The organism is Nocardia pseudobrasiliensis NBRC 108224 (genome assembly GCF_001613105.1).
Classification (GTDB): domain Bacteria; phylum Actinomycetota; class Actinomycetes; order Mycobacteriales; family Mycobacteriaceae; genus Nocardia; species Nocardia pseudobrasiliensis.
The window spans coordinates 122,140-142,105 of record NZ_BDBS01000015.1 but is presented as its reverse complement, the minus strand read 5'-3'; the positions used below and the strand labels follow the sequence as shown (position 1 = coordinate 142,105).

16 protein-coding genes are annotated in these 19,966 nt (G+C 67.3%); 13 read left to right on the top strand and 3 right to left on the bottom strand.

The window, feature by feature from the left end; genetic code table 11:
• Positions 1-135 precede the first annotated feature (135 nt).
• Positions 136-2,097, bottom strand: coding sequence for an acetate--CoA ligase (gene acs / locus NP4_RS14675; RefSeq protein WP_067997858.1), 1,962 nt, complete (start codon positions 2,095-2,097; stop codon positions 136-138).
• A gap of 369 nt (positions 2,098-2,466) precedes the next feature.
• Here acs and NP4_RS14670 point away from each other — a divergent pair, with 369 nt between their 5' ends.
• The 5 genes from NP4_RS14670 to NP4_RS14650 all read left to right on the top strand — a co-directional run bounded on the left by NP4_RS14670 (position 2,467) and on the right by NP4_RS14650 (position 8,750).
• On the top strand, positions 2,467-4,071 hold the full coding sequence (locus tag NP4_RS14670; RefSeq protein ID WP_245997856.1) for a peptide ABC transporter substrate-binding protein: 1,605 nt from the start codon (positions 2,467-2,469) through the stop codon (positions 4,069-4,071).
• A gap of 54 nt (positions 4,072-4,125) precedes the next feature.
• Entirely contained in the window at positions 4,126-5,052 is a 927-nt protein-coding gene (locus NP4_RS14665) for an ABC transporter permease (protein WP_062506298.1), read from the top strand.
• Positions 5,045-6,004 (top strand): ABC transporter permease, encoded by a 960-nt coding sequence (locus tag NP4_RS14660; protein WP_067997855.1) that lies wholly within the window; start codon positions 5,045-5,047, stop codon positions 6,002-6,004. Before NP4_RS14665 ends, NP4_RS14660 begins: the two co-directional genes overlap by 8 nt.
• Positions 6,005-6,009: 5 nt before the next feature.
• Positions 6,010-7,701, top strand: a complete 1,692-nt coding sequence (locus NP4_RS14655) for a dipeptide ABC transporter ATP-binding protein (RefSeq protein WP_067997853.1) — start codon at positions 6,010-6,012, stop codon at positions 7,699-7,701.
• Between the two features lie 305 nt (positions 7,702-8,006).
• Entirely contained in the window at positions 8,007-8,750 is a 744-nt protein-coding gene (locus NP4_RS14650) for a Fic family protein (RefSeq protein ID WP_067997850.1), read from the top strand.
• A gap of 428 nt (positions 8,751-9,178) precedes the next feature.
• On the opposite strand, the gene NP4_RS14645 is transcribed toward NP4_RS14650, so the two are convergent.
• Positions 9,179-9,982 carry an HAD family hydrolase gene (locus NP4_RS14645; protein WP_245997857.1) on the bottom strand — a complete coding sequence of 268 codons (804 nt, stop codon included), beginning with the start codon at positions 9,980-9,982 and terminating at the stop codon, positions 9,179-9,181.
• Between the two features lie 318 nt (positions 9,983-10,300).
• Between NP4_RS14645 and ssd the strand changes: the two genes are divergently transcribed.
• From ssd to NP4_RS14610, 7 genes are all read left to right on the top strand, one after another.
• Entirely contained in the window at positions 10,301-11,386 is a 1,086-nt protein-coding gene (gene ssd / locus NP4_RS14640) for a septum site-determining protein Ssd (RefSeq protein WP_067997847.1), read from the top strand.
• 465 nt (positions 11,387-11,851) lie between these two features.
• The gene (locus tag NP4_RS14635) at positions 11,852-13,039 is read left to right on the top strand and encodes a TadA family conjugal transfer-associated ATPase (protein ID WP_067997844.1); all 1,188 of its coding nucleotides are present in this window, start codon (positions 11,852-11,854) and stop codon (positions 13,037-13,039) included.
• A gap of 118 nt (positions 13,040-13,157) precedes the next feature.
• Positions 13,158-13,949: a type II secretion system F family protein gene (locus NP4_RS14630; RefSeq protein ID WP_067997840.1), complete on the top strand. Its 792-nt coding sequence runs from the start codon at positions 13,158-13,160 to the stop codon at positions 13,947-13,949.
• An 810-nt stretch (positions 13,950-14,759) separates the two neighbouring features.
• Positions 14,760-15,356 carry a type II secretion system F family protein gene (locus NP4_RS14625; RefSeq protein ID WP_067997837.1) on the top strand — a complete coding sequence of 199 codons (597 nt, stop codon included), beginning with the start codon at positions 14,760-14,762 and terminating at the stop codon, positions 15,354-15,356.
• A gap of 57 nt (positions 15,357-15,413) precedes the next feature.
• Positions 15,414-15,626 (top strand): DUF4244 domain-containing protein, encoded by a 213-nt coding sequence (locus NP4_RS14620; protein WP_067997834.1) that lies wholly within the window; start codon positions 15,414-15,416, stop codon positions 15,624-15,626.
• Complete coding sequence (locus NP4_RS14615; protein WP_067997831.1) at positions 15,623-15,961, top strand: TadE family protein; 339 nt, start codon at positions 15,623-15,625, stop codon at positions 15,959-15,961. The genes NP4_RS14620 and NP4_RS14615 overlap by 4 nt, the downstream gene beginning before the upstream one ends.
• 32 nt (positions 15,962-15,993) lie before the next feature.
• Positions 15,994-16,434 (top strand): Rv3654c family TadE-like protein, encoded by a 441-nt coding sequence (locus NP4_RS14610; protein ID WP_307597277.1) that lies wholly within the window; start codon positions 15,994-15,996, stop codon positions 16,432-16,434.
• 336 nt (positions 16,435-16,770) lie between these two features.
• Here NP4_RS14610 and sftH read toward each other — a convergent pair whose 3' ends face one another.
• On the bottom strand, positions 16,771-19,164 hold the full coding sequence (sftH, locus tag NP4_RS14605) for a DEAD/DEAH box helicase (RefSeq protein WP_067997825.1): 2,394 nt from the start codon (positions 19,162-19,164) through the stop codon (positions 16,771-16,773).
• Between the two features lie 435 nt (positions 19,165-19,599).
• Between sftH and NP4_RS14600 the strand changes: the two genes are divergently transcribed.
• The gene (locus tag NP4_RS14600; protein WP_062506310.1) at positions 19,600-19,806 is read left to right on the top strand and encodes a cold-shock protein; all 207 of its coding nucleotides are present in this window, start codon (positions 19,600-19,602) and stop codon (positions 19,804-19,806) included.
• Positions 19,807-19,966 lie beyond the last annotated feature (160 nt).

Sequence of the window (19,966 nt, the reverse complement as noted above, 5' to 3'; positions counted from 1 at the left end):
TAACGCCTGTCCGTTTTGCCGGAGTAAGCACCCCGAACCGAAATCCCCCTGGCGACCTTCCCCTGTTCCCCGCCGGACTCAGGCCGCCCCATTTTCCCGTCGTTCCGGCCCCCAGGCCGGAACGACGGGATCGCCTCACCAGTTGGCCTTCTTCTCCCGAATGGCCTCGAACACATTGGGATCCACCAGCGTCGAGGTATCCCCAAGCTCACGCCCCTCGGCCACATCGCGCAGCAGTCGCCGCATGATCTTCCCGGACCGGGTCTTGGGCAGTTCGGGCACGATGTGGATCTCGCGCGGGCGGGCGATCGGGCTGATCTCGCGCGACACTTCGGCCTTGAGCTCGTCGACCAGATCCTGACCGGTGTTCTTGGCCTCCCCGGTGAGAATCACGAAGGCGACGATGCCCTGTCCGGTGGTGGCGTCGCTGGCCCCGACGACCGCGGCCTCGGCCACTCCGTAGTGCCCCACCAGCGCCGACTCCACCTCGGCGGTCGAGATGCGGTGTCCGGACACGTTCATCACATCGTCCACCCGGCCCAGCACCCACAGGTCACCGCCCGCGTCGAGTTTGGCCCCGTCACCGGCGAAGTACCAGCCCTGCGCCTCGAACCGCTCCCAGTAGGTCGCCTTGTAGCGCTCGGAATCACCCCAGATGCCGCGCAGCATCGACGGCCAGGGCTGATCGAGGACGAGATAGCCGTTGGCCTCGGTGGCCCCGAGCGTGACCGGCTTACCCTCCTCGTCCACCACCTGCGCGGAGATGCCGGGCAGCGGCGCCATGGCGGCGCCGGGCTTGGCGGCGGTGACGCCGGGCAGCGGCGAGATCATGATCGCGCCGGTCTCGGTCTGCCACCAGGTGTCCACGATCGGAGTCTTGTTGGCGCCGATCACCTCCCGGTACCAGCGCCAGGCCTCCGGATTGATCGGCTCGCCCACCGAACCCAGCACCCGCAGCGAGGACAGATCGTGCGCCCGCGGAATCTCGCGGCCCCACTTCATGAACGTGCGGATCAGTGTCGGCGCGGTGTAATAGATTGTGACGCCGTACTTCTCGATGATCTGGAAGTGGCGATGCTCATCGGGCGAATTCGGGGTTCCTTCGTAGACCACCTGCGTGGCCCGGTTGGACAGCGGCCCGTACACGATGTAGCTGTGTCCGGTCACCCAGCCGATATCGGCGGTGCACCAGTACACGTCCTGACCCGGCTTGTGGTCGAAGACGTAGTGGTGGGTGTAGGACGCCTGGGTCAGATAGCCGCCCGAGGTGTGCAGGATGCCCTTGGGCTTACCGGTCGTGCCGGAGGTGTAGAGGATGTACAGCGGATGTTCGGCATCGAACGGCTGCGCCTCGTGTTCGGTGGACGCCCGGGCGACGGTCTCGTGCCACCACAGATCGCGGCCCTCGGTCCAGGGCACCTCGATATCGGTGCGGCGCACCACGAGTACGTGCTCGACGCTCGACGGCGTACCACCGTGTGCGTAGAGCGCCTCGTCGACGGCCTCCTTGAGCGGGGCCGCCTTACCGCGTCGCCACTGCCCGTCGGTGGTGACCACCAGCCGCGCCTCGGCATCGTCGACGCGCTGGCGCAGCGCGGTGGGGGAGAAGCCGGCGAACACCACCGAATGGGTCAGGCCCAGCCGGGCGCAGGCCAGCATGGCCACGATCGCCTCGGGGACCATCGGCATATAGATGGCAACCCGGTCACCCGCCTCGAGGCCCAGCTCGGTGAAGTAGTTGGCGGCCTGGCTGACCTCGGCCAGCAACTGGGCGTAGGTGATGTCGCGGGAATCGCCCGGCTCACCCTCCCAGTGGATCGCGACCTGATCGCCGAAACCGTCGACGACGTGGCGATCCACGCAGTTGTAGGCGACATTCAACTTGCCGTCGACGAACCAGCGCGCGAAGGGCGCGTCGTCCCAGTCCAGCACGCGGGTCCACGGTTGATGCCAATGCAACCGACCGGCCTGCTCCGCCCAGAAAGCCTCGCGATCGGCGGCGGCCCGGTCGTAGAGAGACGCATCGGCGTTGGCCGCGGCCGCGAATTCCGCGGTCGGCGGATAGGCATCCAGGTGATCAGCGGTGGTATCTGTCATCTCGTCTCTTCTTTCGCGTGCGATGGGGCCGGGGGTGACCGCGGCCACGTTCCGACAGTAACGGAGTGTGACCTGCACCGCGTCAGGGTGTCGCCGGGTCGTCCCACAGCCTGGCGCACTGTCCGTGACGGAACCGTGAAGCAGGCCGTCCTGCTATCCGGATTGCGCAACCTGCCCGCTGAACTACCGGCAATGAGTCGGCTATGTTGCCGAATTGCTAACAAGGGGAACAAAAACGGGTCGATCCGCTGACAACCGGGCTGGTTGTGGCTACTGTCCGTTTCACCCAAGGTGGATCGTCGGTGCCCACGGGCGGATCCCTGCGCGTACCGCCGCTCCTCCTGCCTTTCCAGAACCGGAGTAGTTGCGTTGAGATTCAAGACGATCACCGCGCTGAGCGCGGCAGCACTGTTGGCCACGAGCCTAGCGTTGACAGGCTGTTCCTCGAGCGGCGGCAATGATGCCGATATCGTCACGGTGAACGGTGGCGAACCCCAGCATCCACTGGTCCCCACCAACACCAACGAAAACATGGGCGGTCGGGTGGTCGACCGCCTGTTCGCGGGCCTGAAGTACTACGACGCCGACGGCAAGGCCTACAACGAGGTGGCCCAGTCGATCGAATCGACCGATCGACAGCACTACAAGATCACCCTCAAGGACTGGAAGTTCACCGACGGCACCCCGGTGACCGCGAAGTCGTTCGTCAACGCCTGGAACTACGGCGCGCTCGGCACCAACGGCCAGGTGCTGAACTGGGCCTTCACCCAGATCGCCGGATACGACGACGTCGCCGCGAATCCGCCCAAGGCGCAAACGATGTCGGGCCTGAAGGTGATCGACGACAAGACCTTCACCATCGATCTCAAATCCCCCTCGATCGACTTCGAACTGGAACTGGGCTACTCGCCGTTCTACCCGCTGCCGGACGCGGCCTACAAGGATATGCAGGCCTTCGGTGAGAATCCGGTCGGCAACGGCCCGTACAAGATGGCCGGCTCGGGCGCCTGGCAGCACAACGTGAAGATCGACCTCGTGCCGAGCGAGGACTACCACGGTGGCCGCCCGCCCAAGAACAAGGGCCTGCGGTTCGTGATGTACCAGTCCTACGACACCGCCTACGCGGACCTGCTCGCGGGCAACCTCGACGCGCTCGACATCATCCCCGACAGCCAATTGGGTTCCTACCAGAAGGATCTCGGCGATCGCGCGATGACCAAGCCGATCGCCTACAGCCAGCACATCGGCATCCAGCAGACTGTCCCGCACTTCGGCGGCGCCGAGGGTGTGCTGCGGCGCAAGGCGATCTCGATGGCGATCAACCGGGAACAGATCGCGCAGAACATCTTCCACGGCACCCGCGTGCCCAGCCAGGACTTCACCGCGTTCACCCTGCCAGGCTTCCGCAAGAATCTGCCCGGTTCCGAACTGCTGAAGTACAACCCGGACGAGGCCAAGAAGCTGTGGGCCCAGGCCGATGCCATGTCGCCGTGGTCGGGTCGCTACGAGATCGCCTACAACGCCGACGGCGGACATCAGGCGTGGGTCGAGGCGGTCGCCAACAGCGTGAAGAACACCTTCGGGGTCGACGCTGTCGGCGTGCCCTTCCCGACGTTCAAGACCATTCGCGACGCGATCCAGGGCAACACCATCGGCAAGGCCTTCCGCTACGGCTGGCAGGGCGACTACCCGTCGATGTTCGAATTCCTCACCTCGCTGTACCTGACCGGTTCGGGCACCAACAACACCCAGCACAACGACCCGGAATTCGACGGTCTGCTGGCGAAGGCGCAGGCTGCGGCGACTCCCGAGCAGGCCTATGACATTCTTGCCCAGGCCCAGGGGCTGCTGTTCCGGGACATGGCCGATATCCCGATCTTCGACTACAACGTCGCGGCCGGACGGTCGGACAAGGTCAAGAAGGCCGAGGTGACCTGGTCGGGTCTGTTCGACTTCGAGAACATCGAGAAGTAGCCGCCCCGCCGGGGGCCGTGCCAGGCGCGGCCCCCGCCTGACAGGAGTTGAAACATGGCTTGGTATGTCGTGCGGCGGCTGCTCCAGATGATTCCGGTCTTCCTCGGAGCCACGCTGCTCATCTACGCACTGGTCTTTCTGCTGCCCGGCGATCCCATCCGGGCGCTCGCGGGTGACAAGCCCATGACCCCGGCGGTGGAGGCCACGCTGCGGGCCCGCTACCACCTGGATCAGCCGTTCATCATCCAGTATCTGGAATATCTGAAGGGCATCCTCACCCTCGACTTCGGGACCTCGTTCTCGGGTCGGCCGGTGCGCGACGAACTGGCCCGCGCGTTCCCGATCACCTTCCGGCTCGCGGTCATGGCCGTGGCGATCGAGGGTGTGTTCGGTGTGCTGTTCGGTCTGGTCGCCGGTTTGCGCAAGGGCAAGCTGTTCGATTCGACGATGCTGGTGCTCAGCCTGATCATCATCGCCGTGCCGATCTTCGTGGTCGGCTTCCTCGCGCAGTACGTGCTGGGGATCAAATTGGAGATCGCGAAGGTGACCGTCGGCGGCAAGGCCGATTGGGGTGATCTGTTGTTGCCCGCCTTCGTGCTCGGGTCGCTGTCGTTCGCCTATGTGCTGCGACTGACCCGAAACTCGGTGGCGGAGAACATGAGCGCCGACTACGTGCGCACCGCCACCGCGAAGGGACTGAGTCGTCGGCGGGTGGTCGTGGTGCACATCCTGCGCAACTCGATGATTCCGGTGATCACCTTCCTCGGCACCGATCTCGGCGCGCTGATGGGCGGCGCGATCGTGACCGAGGGCATCTTCAACATTCCGGGTGTCGGCGGAACGCTGTATCAGGCCATCACCCGCGGCGAACCGCCCACGGTCGTGGCGTTCGTGACCGTGTTGATCATGGTGTTCCTGATCTCGAATCTGATCGTCGACCTGCTCTACGCCGCACTCGATCCGAGGATCCGCTATGCCTGACCAAACGACCGAAGTCCGGGATGCCCGGCCGGGCCAGGGGCATTTCGTCGCACCGCCCGACGAGGTGGAGGTGCTGGCCACCGACCGGCTCGACGAGACCACCTCGCCGAGCAGTGTGTGGCGCGATGCCTGGCGACAGTTGCGGCGCAATCCGATCTTCGTCATCGCCACGGTGCTGATCGCGTTCGTCCTGGTCGTCGTGGCCTGGCCGAGTCTGTTCACCGATCTGGATCCGCGTTACTGCAGCGGCGATTTCAGCATGCACGGCCCGGCCTCGGGTCATCCGTTCGGCTTCGACAAGCAGGGCTGTGACATCTTCGCGCGCACGCTCTACGGCGCGCGGGCGTCGGTGGCGACCGGTGTCGGCGCGACGCTGCTGTTCATCCTGATCGGCGGCACGCTCGGCGCGCTGTCGGGATACTATGGCGGACTGCTGGATTCGATCGTCTCGCGCATCGCGGAGATCTTCTACGCACTGCCGCTGATGCTCGCCGCCATCGTGGTGATGCAGCTGCTGGACTCGCGCACGATCTTCACCGTCATGCTCACGCTCGCCTCGTTCAGCTGGCCGCAGGCCGCGCGTATCGCCCGCAGTGCGGTGATCCAGGCCAAGAACAGCGAATACGTCACGGCGGCAAAGGCTCTGGGCGTTTCCCGGTTCCGGACCCTGATCCGGCACGTACTGCCCAACTCGGCCGGTCCGCTGATCGTGGTCAGCACGATCTCGCTGGGCGCGTTCATCGTGACCGAGGCGACGCTGTCCTATCTGGGCGTCGGCCTGTCCCGGACGATCGTGTCCTGGGGTGGCGATATCGCGGCCGATCAGAAGGAGATTCGCACCTCCGGCATCCTGTTCTATCCCGCTACGGCGTTGGCGCTCACCGTGCTCAGCTTCATCCTGCTGGGCGACGCGGTGCGCGACGCGTTGGATCCCAAGGCACGCAAGAGGTGAGTGAGATGGACCAGCCACTGCTCGAGGTCCGCGACCTCAATGTCAGCTTCACCTCCGACGGCCGGACGATTCCGGCGGTGCGTGGGGTGAATCTGTCGGTGTATCCGGGCCAGACCGTCGCCATCGTCGGCGAATCCGGCTCCGGTAAATCCACGACCGCGCACGCGATCATCGATCTGCTGCCCGGTTCCGGCAAGGTCACCGGCGGATCGATCGTCTTCGACGGCAAGGATCTGGCCACCGCGTCCAAGCGCGAGATCGTCGGCGTGCGTGGGCGCGGTATCGGCTTCGTTCCACAGGATCCGATGTCGAACCTCAACCCGGTGTGGAAGGTCGGCTTCCAGATCCGGGAAACCCTGGAGGCCAACAAGATCGCCAAGGGTTCGGAGGCCAAGCGCAAGGTGCCGGAGTTGCTCGCCGAGGCGGGCATGTCCGATGCCGAGCGCCGGGTCAACCAGTATCCGCACGAGTTCTCCGGCGGTATGCGCCAGCGCGCGCTGATCGCGATGGGACTGTCGTGCCGGCCCAAACTGCTGATCGCCGACGAGCCGACCTCCGCGCTCGATGTGACCGTGCAGCGCCAGATCCTCGACCATCTCGACGGGCTCACCGCCGAGCTGGGCACCGCGGTGCTGCTGATCACCCACGATCTGGGTCTGGCCGCCGAGCGCGCGGAACATCTGGTGGTGATGTACCGCGGCCGGGTCGTGGAATCCGGTCCGGCACTGCAGATTCTGCGCGAGCCGCAGCATCTGTACACCAAGAAGCTGGTGAACTCGGCGCCGTCGCTGGCGTCGCAGCGGCTGTCGTCGGTGCGCAAGCGGGCCGAGATTCGCGAGCAGGCCATCGAGGCGGCCGAGGAGCTGGCCGAGACCGATTCCGAATTCGCCAGTGCCCCCGACGATGTGGTGATCGTCGAGAATCTGACGAAGGTGTTCAAGATTCGCGGCAGCACGCCGTGGAAGTCGACCGAACTGGTCGCGGTGGACGATGTGTCGTTCCGGCTGCGCCGGGGTACCACGACGGCCATCGTCGGTGAATCGGGCTCCGGGAAATCGACTGTGGCACAGATGGTTCTGGGTCTGCTGGCCCCGACCTCCGGCAATGTCACATTCGACGGCCGTGCGGTGTCCGGACTGGATCGCAAGGCGGCCTTGGCGTTTCGCCGCCGGGTGCAGCCGGTGTTCCAGGACCCCTACGGTTCGCTGGACCCGATGTACTCGATCTACCGCACGATCGAGGAGCCGCTGCGCACCCACGGCATCGGCACCTCGAAGGAGCGTGAGGCCACGGTCCGCGACCTGCTGGACAAGGTGTCGCTGCCCGCATCGGTGATGCGCCGCTACCCCAACGAGCTGTCCGGCGGTCAGCGCCAGCGCGTGGCGATCGCCCGGGCCCTGGCCCTCTCGCCCGAGGTGGTGGTCTGCGACGAGGCCGTCTCGGCCCTGGACGTACTGGTCCAGGCCCAGATCCTCACCCTGCTCAACGAACTGCAGGCCGAACTGGGCCTGTCGTACCTGTTCATCACCCACGACCTCGCGGTGGTCCGCCAGATCGCCGACAACGTCGTGGTCATGCAGCAGGGCAAGATCGTAGAAGCGGCCACCACCACCGAGGTCTTCGACAACCCGGAGTCGGACTACACCCGCCGCCTGCTGGCCGCCATCCCCGGCCGAGACCTCTTGACAACGGCGTAACCCAACGCCGTAAACCCTTGCGGCCGTACCCATCCCGAACCGCGGTGTGATGAGGGCCGTCGGTTCCACCGGGCACGGCCGCAAGGGGCCGAAACCGAACACCGGGATACACCAGGGCCGCCGCACGCTTCTCGAAGCGTCCAGCGGCCCTGAACGCGTTTCACACCCACCACGGCCGCAGTCCCCGGTCTCCCAATGTGCTCATGCCGCCACCTGTCGCGCGTGCCGATCGCGCCGCCACCTGTCTTCCCGCTGCCCCGATGGCCGCGCAGCGGGCATCAGGCCCTCGAGTAGCGTGTGGGCTCGTGAGTGATGTGCTGCAACCCCTCGTCGAGCTGCCCGGCGTGCGCGAGGCGGCCGATCGGGCCCGCGACGCACTGGCCGAGGTGCACCGGCACAAGGCCAATCGGCGCGGCTGGCCCACCACGGCCGCCGAGGCCGCGGTACGGGCGGCCCGATCCTCGGCGGCCATCGACGGCGGCAGCACCGAATTACCTTCCGACGGCCAGGTGGCCGACCCCCTCCTCGCGGGCGCCCTGCGCGTCGGCCAGGCACTCGACGGCGACGCCCTGCGCAATCTGGTCGCGGTCTGGGACCGCGCCCCCCTGCAGGCCCTGGCCCGCCTGCACCTGCTCGCCGCCGCCGATCTGGTGACCGATCAGGAACAACTCGGTCGCCCCCGCAGCGCCCCCGGCGTCGCCGAACGCCTCGACCTGCTCGCCCAGACGATCCTGACCTCGAGCGCCCCCGCCCCGGTCCTGGCCGCCGTGGTCCACGGCGAACTACTGGCACTGCAACCCTTCGGCACCGCTGACGGCCTGGTGGCCCGGGCGGCCTCCCGTCTCGTTTCGGTGTCGAGCGGCCTCGACCCCCACAACCTCGGCGTACCCGAGGTCTTCTGGCTGCGTCGCCGCCAGGCCTATCTGGATGCCTCCGTAGGCTTCGGCGCGGGGACCCCCGAGGGTGTCGGCGGCTGGGTCATCCTGTGCAGCGGAGCGCTGGAAGACGGTGCGCGAGAAGCCCGTTCGATCGCGGACGCCGCGACCTAGTCCGCACATCGAAGCGGGCGGCGTAGTCGTTGTCGACCTCACCGCCCGCTAGCACGGACCGCCCGGTTACCAGGCGTGCTTATAGGGTTGTGTTCTGCGGCCTCGGCGATTCGCCGGCCCCGACGGTTCATCCCCGCAACTTGTGCGAGGCGCTCGCCATCGCTGATCGGTACTCGCAGGCCCACAACGCTTCTGCCCTTGTCGCGGCGCGCTCCGCGTGGGTGCCTGACGTCCGTGCTGGGAAGGTTGGGATGGGAGATCGGACCTTCTCTTCCGGCCTCGGTCTTGGCCTTCCGTCCTTCCGTGGCTCCATTGTTACTCTGTGAGGCGACTCACATCAAGGGTTGGGAAACATTCAATTAATCGGCGTGTCGCTCGGCGTTTCGTGGTTTTCTTGATAGTTGGGTGCCATGACCCGGCGGTCCCGCTCAGCGACGCCGGCGCAACAGCCGATAGCTGATCGCCCCCGCCAGCAGCGCACTCGCCCCCACCACCGCGGTGGCCGCCACGGTCGTCGACGAGGGTGCCGGAAGCCGGGCCCACAGCGACACCGGATTCGAGAACTCGAGTACCGGCCAGCCGCGAGATACGGCCTCCCGCCGCAGATTTCGATCGGGATTGACCGCCGTCGCATGCCCCACCGCCGACAGCATCGGCAGATCGGTGATCGAATCCGAATAGGCGTAACAGTGCGACAGGTCGTAACCCTCGCTCGCCGCCAACCGCTCGATCGCCTCGACCTTGCCGGGACCGTAGCAGTAGAACTCGACTTCGCCTGTGTACCTTCCGTTTTCGACCACCATACGAGTGGCCGCGGTATGCGTCGCGCCCAGCGCGGCGGCGATCGGCTGCACGATCTCCTCGCCGGAGGCCGATACGATCACCACATCGTGCCCGCGGATCTTGTGGTCGGCGATCAGATCGGCCGCCTCGGCGTAGATCAGGGGATCCACCAGCTCGTGTAGGGTCTCGGCGACGATCGACCGCACCTGGCTCACATCCCAGCCCGCGCACATTTTGGTCAGATGCTCACGCATCCGCTCCATCTGGTCGTGGTCGGCGCCGGAGAGCAGGAACAGGAAGTGGGCGTAGCTGCTCTCCAGTACCGTGCGGCGGTCGAGCAGGCCCTGGGCGAAGAACGGCTTGCTGAATACGAAGGCGCTCGACTTCGCGATGACCGTCTTGTCCAGGTCGAAAAAGGCGGCTGTGCGTGGGGGGCGCGTATTCGTCACGGCGTCCAGGATAGGTACCGGTGGCACAAAGTTCCCCGGCCGGTGGACTTGCGTTTCGGCCGGGGCGTGGGTGTAGTATTGCTGACACCTGGACACGGTCCAGGCGCGTTCAGCCCGACCCCCCGGGGCTGAACCCCGACGGCCCCAGCCTCCTCCCCCCCCCGGCTGGGGCCGTCCTCTATTTCCAGGGCTTTTCGCCGTTCTGCCTGTGCCGGTAGCCGTTACGCGGCGTTCTGAACTTGCCAACACCCCCCGAGTTATCCACATTCGGTCTTCACCCCCTGTTGCCGAGGTCCGACTCGAGCCACGCTGACCTGCATGAATTCCGTTGCAGCACTAGCACCCTCGGCCCTGGTCCTCATTGCCGACCACCGGCTGCGCGACGAAATCCGGCGCATCGCCGCCGCGGCCGACCGCCGCCTCGACGAACAGCGGCCGCCGGTCGGTCGGCACGCTTGGTTGGCCGCCGGATCGGTGATCCTGGACACATCCAGCGCCCGGCACTGCGTCGAGACCGGTTGCCCCCGCCGATCCGGGGCGATTCTCGTGACCGCGGGCGAGCCCGAACTGGCCGACTGGCAGGCGGCCGCCGCGGTCGGCAGCGATCGGGTGATTCCCCTGCCCGCGGCGGCCGATCGCCTCATCGAGGCCCTGGCCGACCATGTTCCGCGCGGATCCGGCGACGGCGCGGTGGTCGCACTCGTCGGCGTGGGTGGGGGAGCGGGCGCTTCGGTATTGGCCGCTGCCGTGGCCCTGACGGCCGCGGCCGAACGATTTCGAACCGAAACACTGCTGGTCGACGGAGATCCGCTGGGCGGCGGTCTGGACCTGTTGCTGGGCATCGAGAACGCGCCAGGGCTGCGCTGGCCGGACCTGGTCGTCGAGGACGGACGGGTTGCGGCCCGGGCCCTGCACGACGCGCTACCGGCGGTCGCGCCGCGGTTGAGCCTGCTGTCGTGCGGCCGGGTCGACGACGGGCCGCCCGAGCAGATCGGCGCGGCCGCGGCGAGGGCGGTGGTGTCGGCCGGTCGCGCGGCGGGAGAGCTGGTCGTCTGTGACGTTTCCGCCGCGCGCGGTCCGCACGTCGACGAAATGCTCGACAGCGCGGGTCTGGTCGTCCTCGTCGCACCCGCACGGTTACGCGCGGTGGCCGCGGCCCGGGCGGTCGCGGCATGGGTGCGCCCGCGAAATCCCAATCAGGCCTTGGTGGTTCGGGGCCCCGCGCCCGGCGGGCTGCGCGGCTCGGAGATCGCCGAGGCCCTGTCGCTACCCCTGCTGTCCGCCTTCCGTCCGCAACCCGCGCTGCCGTATCGGGTGGAACGCGCAGGTCTGACCGATCCACGCGGTCCCTTGCGCGGGGCCGCCGAAGCCGTCCTCGACGCCCTTCCGGAGGTAATTCGATGATCACGTCTTATCTGTTGTCCGACAACGGGTTACGCCGACCTTGCCGCAGGCTTGCTGCTGGAACCGCTGTGGTCGATGCGGTTGATCTTTCCGGCGATCGGCGAACTCGATCCTTGATTCGGGTACGCCGCGCCGACGCGGTTGCTCGGCCCGGAAATTCTGCCCCCAGCTACCCTGTCCTGCAGTCATTTTCGATGCCATCATCGGTGTGTCGGCGTCGTATTTCCGACTGGGATGAGTGTGAAGAATCCGGCAAATCGGGCCTCGTTGGTTTCGCCGATATCGAATCCGGGGCCGGACGATGAGCGCCTCGGGTCGCCGGCGTCCGCGGCACGGCGACAACCGATTCCGGCATATCCGGTGGGACGTGGTGACCCTCGACGCTGGCGGTGACATGCCGAATCGGCTGCGGGACATTGCCGTTGACCGTCGATCGGTTTTCCGCCCGGGCATAGGCGATCGGCGATGAGCGGCCTGGTGACCGCCGAACTGCTGGATCGAGTGCGCGAGCGGTTGGTCGCGGAGGCGGCGGATCCCGATCCTGCCCGGGTAGCGGCGGCCATTCGAGCCGAAGCGGGCGGCGTGCTCGGCGACACCGACCTGCTGCGGGCGTTACGGCTGCTGCAGACCGAGATGACCGGTGTCGGCGTCCTCGAACCGCTGCTGCACGACCCGCGAGTATCCGACGTACTCGTCACCGCCCCCGACGCGGTGTGGGTGGACCGCGGAAACGGACTGCGCCGCAGCCGGATCGCCTTTTCCGATGAGGCCGCGGTGCGCCGATTGGCGCAGCGGCTCGCATTGGCCGCCGGACGCAGACTCGACGATGCGCAGCCCTGGGTGGACGGCCGCCTCCCGGAAATCGAAGGCCTGCTAGGTGATTCGTTCGGCGTGCGGCTACACGCCGTTCTCGCGCCCATCGCGCACGGCGGAACATGCCTGTCGCTGCGAATACTCCGTCCCGCCGCCCAGAATCTCGACGCCCTGGCCGCGGGCGGCGCGGTCGTCCCCGAGGCGAAACGCCTGCTGGAAGCGATCATTCGCGCCCGCCTGGCATTCCTCGTCGTGGGCGGAACCGGAGCGGGCAAGACTACGCTGCTGTCGAGCCTGCTGGCGAAGGTCGATGCGCGCGAACGCATCGTCTGCGTCGAGGACGCCGCCGAGCTGGCGCCACCCCATCCCCACGTGGTCCGCCTCGTCGCCCGCACCGCGAATGTCGAGGGCATCGGCGCGGTAACCGTCCGCGATCTGGTCCGCCAGGCCCTGCGCATGCGCCCGGACCGCATAGTCATCGGAGAGGTCCGCGGCGCCGAGGTCGTCGACCTCCTCACCGCCCTCAACACCGGCCACGACGGCGGCGCGGGCACCGTCCACGCCAACTCCCCGCGCGAGGTCCCCGCTCGCCTGGAAGCCCTCGCGGCCCTGGGCGGTATGGACCGCCCGGCGCTGCACAGCCAACTGGCCGCCGCCATCCAGGTGGTTCTGCACATGCACCGCCACCCCGACGGCACCCGCAGCCTCCACGAAATTGGCATGGTCGTCCGTTCCGCCGACGGTCAGGTCCATATAGATCCCGCCTGGCACCACGACCCACACCCGACACCCGCGGCCCCGTTGCTGCACCGCCTCCTCGAGGAGCGACTGCGCCGATGAATCCATGTGCACACCTGTTCCCCTCGAAAGTTGCGGCGCTGTACACGCTTTCGGCGAGGCGGCGATGCCGACTGGCCTCGAATGAGCAGAAGCAATCACTCTCGCGACGGACGACGCGATGAGCGCGGTCCTGTTCTGCCTCGCGCTGGCGATGATCGCTCTGCCCGCTCGCACAGGCAGACGGCGGTTCGAGGCTCTGTTCGGAGGGCCGCGATCGACGCGAAAACCGCAGTCGGCCTGGATGGTTCGGGCCGCACTGTTGTGCGCGCTCGGCGCGACGGCCGTCTTGGGCCTCGGTGCACTGCTCGCAACGGCCATGGTCGGGGCGACCGTCGGAACACGATTGCGTCGCGGGCGGAAAGAACAGCGGCGCATCGCACAGTGTCGAGCACTGGCGGACGGCCTGGCAGTGGTGATCGGCGAACTCCGCGTCGGTGCCCACCCCGGTGCCGCGGCCGCCACCGCGGCCGAGGAATCCGACGGCACAGCGGCCCACGCCTTCGCCGCTTGCGCGGCCCGCTCCCGCCTCGGCGGCCGCCCCGCCGACGGCCTACGCGACCCGCACGCACCGATCGCCACGGAACTGGCCCGCATAGCCGAAGCCTGGCAGCTGGCCGACCAACACGGCCTGGCCCTGGCCGACCTCCTGACCACCGCCCGCGCAGACCTCCTCGCCCGCATACGTTTCCGCGACCGCACCCGAGCCGCCCTGGCAGGCCCCCGAGCCACCGCAACCATCCTGGCGGCCCTGCCCCTACTCGGCATCACCCTGGGCCACCTCATGGGCGCCTCCCCGCTATCCATCCTCCTCCACCCCGGCCCCGGCGCCCTCCTCCTCCCCCTGGGCACAGCCCTGGCGTGCACCGGCATCCTCTGGACCGACGCCCTGACCCGAAAGGCGTTGATATGACCCACCTCCCACCCCGACCCGGCACACCTACCGATCGCCGGAAAAGAGCGCGACCCCACAACCGCACAATCCCCAACCGAGCCGCCCAGGAGACCAAGAACCACACCTTCGCCCCCACCCAGGACACAAACAACACCACGACCGCACTACCGGCAGCCGAGACGCCTGAGACCCAAACCATCGACCGCGATAGGAGTGCAGACATGACTGCGTCTGCCCTGAAGGTAGCCGTGCCGCCTAGCACGCCGAGAAACTATGCCGCCGGTCGCGTTTGGGGCGGGCGCAACGGCGAAGGTACGAGCCGTGGCCGAGTTGCTCAGCGGGTCAGGAGCCGCGCGCTGCCTGTAGCCGAGCCGCCTATTGCGCCGAGAAACTATGTCGCGGGTCGTGTTTGGGGCGGGCGTGACAGCGAACGTGCTGGCTGTGATGGAGTTGCCCAGCGCGCGGCCGGGGTGTGGGCATGACTGCGACTGTGCTGCCTGTAGTCGGGTTTGCAAGTGCGCCGAGAAACTATGCCGCCGGACGAGGTTGGGGTGGGAACAACCGCAACCGTGCTCGCAACGACCGAGATGACCGGCGGGGCAGTAACTTTGATGTCGACCGCCGTCGTGACGGGGGCACGATTGCGCTGCCTGTAGTCGAGTTTCCAAGTGCGCCGAGAAACTGTGCCGTCGGTCGAGTTCGGGGTGGGCACGACCATGACTGTGCTGGCTGTGGCCGAGTTGTCCAGCGGGACAGGTACTGCACTGTGGGCAGGGGCCAGGGCGCGGACATGACTGCGGTTGTGCTGTCTGTGGTCGAGGTGTGGGCATGACTGCGACACCGTTGGCTGTTTTGCTGGTTGGCGCTGCGCTGTTGGTTGTGCCGGGGCGGCGGACTTCTGCGGAGCGGTTGCGAGCTGTGCTGGGTGGGCGCGAGCGTCCGCGGCGTCGGTCGGCGAATGCCGCAGCGGATCCGTTGGCCACCGCCTCGGCCTTCGATCTGTTGGCGGCATGTCTGCGGGCGGGTCTGCCGGTGGCCACGGCGGCTCGAGCTGTTGCCTGCGCCGCGGCCGATCCGCTGCGTACCGCACTGCGACAGGCGTCGGAACTGCTTGCCCTGGGCGCGGATCCGGCCGCGGCCTGGCAGCGCGCGGCTGACGAGGCCGACTCCGACGATCTGGTCGCCCTCGCTCGTCTGGTCCGCCGGTCCGCTCGTTCGGGTAGCGCGCTCGCGGGCGCGGTCGCGGAACTGGCCGAGCACTGCCGCGCTCGGGTCGAGGATGCGGCGACCGCGCGAGCCGAACGTGCCGGAGTGCTCATCGCGGGCCCGCTCGGGCTCTGCTTCCTGCCCGCCTTCCTCTGTTTGGGCATCGTGCCCGTCGTGCTCGGCCTGGCAGGCCGCCTCCTCGGCGGAGGCCTGCTGTGACCACATCCGGGAATCGGCGCGGATCCGCCGCGCCGATCCGACAGAAAGGAGAGACCGATGCGTACCACAGCGCGATCGACACTCTGGGAGCTGCGCAACCGGCTCCTACGCGCGGCGGTGGCCGACGACGGTATGTCGACGGTCGAATACGCCATAGGAACAGTCGCCGCGGCCGCCTTCGGCGCGGTCCTGTACACCGTGGTCACCGGCGACTCCATCGTCAGCGCCCTCACCGGGATCATCGACAAGGCCCTCAACACGTCGATGTGAGCCCACCGGACGGCGAGGCGGGTGCGGTCACGATCGAGGCCGCCATCGCCCTCACCACACTGATCGCGGTCGTCGTCCTATGCCTGGCGGCCCTTATGGCGGCGTCGGCGCAGATCCGCTGCGTCGACGCCGCCCGAGAGGCAGCCCGCTCCGGCGCACAGGGCGCCGACGCCCTCCGCGTGGCCCGCCGAATAGCTCCTCCGAGCGCAAGCCTCTCGATCCGCGACGAGAACGACCTCGTAATCGCCACCGCCACAGCCCGAGTGCCCCTGTTCCCCCTCCTGGTCCTGCACGCCGAGGCGGTAGCGGTACGCGAACCCGGAGTCCGAGAGTGAGCACCGGGACGGGCCACCGGGCTCTGCGAGCTATGGGCTCTGGGATGCGCGGATGGGTGGCGCGAGTGCGTTCCGGAAGGTGGGCCTGGGCTTCGCGAATGCTCGGTACGCGGTCCCGGCGAGGTGAAGAGGGTGGCGCCACCGTTCTGGCCTGCCTGGCCGTGGTCGCGCTGCTCGCCCTGACTCTGCTGACGGCTCAGCTCGGTGCTGTCGTCGCGGGGCGGCACCGGGCTCAGGCGGTGGCGGATTTGGGAGCGTTGGCTGCGGCGGGTGCGCTCGCGGATGGAGAGCGGGCGGGCTGCGTGAAGGCCGAGGAGATCGTTCGGCGCATGCGGGCCGCCTTGCTCGAATGCGACGTCGTGGGGTGGGACGTCACTCTGCGAGTGGAGACGAGTGTGGCGGCGGGCTTATTGGTAGTGCGTCCAGTTCAAGCGATGGCTCGCGCTGGGCCCGTCGATCCGAATGACTCGTGAATACCGAACGGTTGGTGTCGCGGTTGATAAACGTGATCGCCGACACAGTCTGTGCGTTCCTTCTGTGCGATATTGCCGAAACTCGCTACCGAGAATTGGACGACGGCTCAATTTTCAATTGATCTATGAAGCGTCATTCGAATTGAACCCGCAAGTCATGGTTATTCACAGGAGCAATGGGTCAGTTAATATGATCACATTCCTTTTTATTCATTCCGGGTGGCAGCGACCCGTGACCCGGCTCGCCACAGGTCGGTGCGGTTCGCGGTCGGTTCGCACCCGACCGCAACCGCCCGGCCTGGGTAGCGAAGCGATCTCACGATGATGACTCGGCCGTCACGGTTCGGATTCGCCGTCGTCACCGGCCCAGTCCGGGGGCAGATCGGCCAGCACCGCGCGCAGCAGCGCCGCCGCCCCGGCCTTGTCCAGCGGGTGATTGCCGTTGCCGCACTTGGGCGACTGTACACAGGACGGGCAGCCACCTGGGCATTCGCAGGATTCGACCACCGACAACGTAGCCGCCAGCCAGGTCCGCAACCGAGCGAAACCACGCTCGGCGAACCCGGCGCCGCCGGGGTGGCCGTCGTAGACGAACACCGTGGCCAGCCCGGTATCGGGATGCTCGGCGGTCGAGACCCCGCCGATATCCCACCGATCGCAGCTCGCGACCAGCGGCAACATGCCGATCGCGGCGTGTTCGGCCGCGTGCAGAGCACCCGGCACCCGCTTGGGATCGAGGCCCGCACGGGCCAGCAGCGTCGGGGTGACGGTGTAGAAGACCGCCCTGGTCGGCAGCGTCTGCTCGGGCAGGTCCAGTTCGATCAGGTCCAGGACCTCGCCGGTGGGCAGGGTGCGCAGATAACCGACGACCTGGCGGCTCACTCGCACCCTGGCCAGGGCCGCCGTGACCGCGCCGTGTGCCCGCTCGGTGGTCACCTCATCGATGGCGATCGAGGTGACCGCTCGCGCACTGGTGGTCCAGCCGGGCTGGTCGGCGTGGACGAAGGCCACCCCGCCCTCCAGATCCAGCTCGTCGACCACGTAGGACTCGCCTTGATGCAGGTGAACGGCGCCCTGATGCAGCGTGGCCGGAGCCCGGCCGGCATCGGCCGTACCCAGCAGCCGTCCGCTTTCCTCGTCGACGATCGCCAGCGGTGCGCCGATGCCCCCGCGCACGTCGACGGCGTCGTGGGGTGTGGTGGCGGCGGTGACGTACCAGCGGCCCGGTCCGCCGCCGCTGCTCCTGCGCCGGATCAGGCCCTGTTCGGCCAGGTCGGCGAGCAGTTCCTCGGCCTGGAGGTCGTGAGCCTCCTCATCGGTGAGCGGCTGCTCCAGGGCCGCGCACAGCAGATGCGGACCCAATACATAGGGATTGTGCGGATCGGTGATCGTCGCCTCGACCGGTCGGCCCAGCAGCGCCTGCGGGTGGTGGACCAGGTAGTTGTCCAGCGGATCGTCCCGGGCGACCAGGACGACCAGCGATCCCTGGGTACGCCGCCCGGCCCGTCCGGCCTGCTGCCAGAACGATGCGACCGTGCCCGGAAAACCGGCGATCACCACGGCATCCAGCCCGGCGATATCCACGCCCAGCTCGAGTGCGGTCGTGGTCGCCGCGCCGACCAGCGATCCGTCGGCCAGACCGGCCTCCAACTCGCGACGGTCCTCGGCCAGATATCCCGCCCGATAGGCCGCCACCCGTTCGGCGAGCTGCGGATCCACCTCGAACAACATGCGCCGGGTCTCCATCGCCACCAACTCCGCGGCCCGCCGCGACCGCACGAAAGTCAATGTCCGGGCACCCTCTGCGACCAGGTCGGTCATGATCCTCGACGCTTCGGCCGTGGCCGGTCGCCGCACCGGCGCACCGTTCTCCCCGACCGCGGCCAGCAGCGGTGGTTCCCACAGGGCGACGGTCCGCGCACCCTGTGGTGAGCCGTCCTCTGTGACCGCGACACAGGGCGCCCCGATCAGCCGGGATGCCGCCTCGGCCGGATCCGCCGTGGTGGCCGAGCACAGGATGAAGACCGGATCGGCGCCGTAATGCCTGGCCAGCCGGCGCAGCCGCCGCAGCACCAGCGCCACGTGCGAACCGAAAACCCCACGGTAGGCATGGCATTCGTCGACCACGACGTAGCGCAGCCGCCGCAATACCCGGGCCCAGCGCTGATGCGAACGCAGAATCCCCAGGTGCAGCATGTCCGGATTGGTGAAAACCCAGCGGGCATTGGCGCGCACCCACTGCCTGATCTCGGCGGGCGTATCGCCGTCGTAGGTGGCCGGATGTATGTCGCGCAGCGGTCCCTCGTGGGTCAGCGCGGCCGTGGCCCGCAGTTGATCGGCCCCTAATGCTTTGGTCGGCGATATATACAGCGCGGTCGCGCGGGGATCCTCGCGCAACGCCGTCAGCACCGGCAGCTGATAACCCAGCGACTTTCCCGAGGCCGTCCCGGTGCACACCACCACGTGCTGCCCGTCCGCGGCGAGCTCCGCGGTGCGAGTCTGATGCGACCACGGAAATTCGATGTCGCAATCCTGAAACGCCGTGACCACATCCGGCGATACCCAAGAAGGCCAGGTCGTGGGCTGTGCTGTGCGTGCCGGAAGTTCGGTGACATGGGTGAGGCGGGAGTCGCCACCCGGATGCTCGATAAGGACACGATTCAGCAACGATCGACCATAGCGGGGTTCCGCGCCTGGATGTATCCGCGTCTTCGGCTGGCTCGGATTCATCGGACTCGGACCGCGACACGCAGAGAATGTGTGAACGGTGTGTGTTGCGAGAGCCCTACCTGCCTTTTCACTACCGAGTAGCGACCTGTGTCACAGGCTGTTTCCCTGACGGACGCTCGGTTATCGAGAAGCAAACCTACTCCAAGTACGGATATGGGCATTGTGCGCCTCACCTGCGCATTCGCAAGATCATCTTTTTTGCAAATTGTCGGTAACTCGACTGTTGAATTCCCCGGAGACATGGTTAAGTGGTTCCTGGTCGCAAGCTTCTGTGTTCGAGGGAACGGATCCAAAGTCCAAACCATCAGCAGGATCGATGTTGCGAACGGTGTGCTTGATGCTTCCTGCAGGGGGAACAGAGTACAGCGGTCGGAACGGACCCGGTGGATGAACCAAAGTTGTCCGCCGTTCCGGTATGGAAAGAGAAGGAACAGAATGGCACAGGGAACTGTGAAGTGGTTCAACGCGGAGAAGGGGTTCGGCTTCATCGCGCCCGAGGACGGCTCCGCTGACGTCTTCGTCCACTACTCCGAGATCCAGGGGTCGGGCTTCCGCACCCTCGAGGAGAACCAGAAGGTCGAGTTCGAGGTTGGCCAGGGCACCAAGGGCCCGCAGGCCACCGGAGTTCGCGCCATCAGCTGAGCGCGTAACCAAGGTTCGATCGCTCGTCCCTCACCGCCCACCGCGGTGGGGGACGAGCTGTATCCGGGGCAGTACACTCGACCGGAAACGGGGCATTCCAACACGCCGTGCCGCAGGTGCGGTCCTACAACACGGTATAAACGTCTCTGGTGGGAGACAT

What these genes read in the sequence shown, in the direction of transcription:
- NP4_RS14635 (WP_067997844.1), top strand. Translation starts at nt 11,852, where the DNA reads ATGAGCGGCCTGGTGACCGCCGAACTGCTGGATCGAGTGCGCGAGCGG.
- NP4_RS14655 (WP_067997853.1), top strand. Translation starts at nt 6,010, where the DNA reads ATGGACCAGCCACTGCTCGAGGTCCGCGACCTCAATGTCAGCTTCACC.
- NP4_RS14625 (WP_067997837.1), top strand. Translation starts at nt 14,760, where the DNA reads ATGACTGCGACACCGTTGGCTGTTTTGCTGGTTGGCGCTGCGCTGTTG.
- NP4_RS14620 (WP_067997834.1), top strand. Translation starts at nt 15,414, where the DNA reads ATGCGTACCACAGCGCGATCGACACTCTGGGAGCTGCGCAACCGGCTC.
- NP4_RS14665 (WP_062506298.1), top strand. Translation starts at nt 4,126, where the DNA reads ATGGCTTGGTATGTCGTGCGGCGGCTGCTCCAGATGATTCCGGTCTTC.
- NP4_RS14660 (WP_067997855.1), top strand. Translation starts at nt 5,045, where the DNA reads ATGCCTGACCAAACGACCGAAGTCCGGGATGCCCGGCCGGGCCAGGGG.
- sftH (WP_067997825.1), bottom strand. Translation starts at nt 19,164, where the DNA reads ATGAATCCGAGCCAGCCGAAGACGCGGATACATCCAGGCGCGGAACCC.
- ssd (WP_067997847.1), top strand. Translation starts at nt 10,301, where the DNA reads ATGAATTCCGTTGCAGCACTAGCACCCTCGGCCCTGGTCCTCATTGCC.
- NP4_RS14600 (WP_062506310.1), top strand. Translation starts at nt 19,600, where the DNA reads ATGGCACAGGGAACTGTGAAGTGGTTCAACGCGGAGAAGGGGTTCGGC.
- NP4_RS14610 (WP_307597277.1), top strand. Translation starts at nt 15,994, where the DNA reads ATGGGCTCTGGGATGCGCGGATGGGTGGCGCGAGTGCGTTCCGGAAGG.
- acs (WP_067997858.1), bottom strand. Translation starts at nt 2,097, where the DNA reads ATGACAGATACCACCGCTGATCACCTGGATGCCTATCCGCCGACCGCG.
- NP4_RS14630 (WP_067997840.1), top strand. Translation starts at nt 13,158, where the DNA reads ATGAGCGCGGTCCTGTTCTGCCTCGCGCTGGCGATGATCGCTCTGCCC.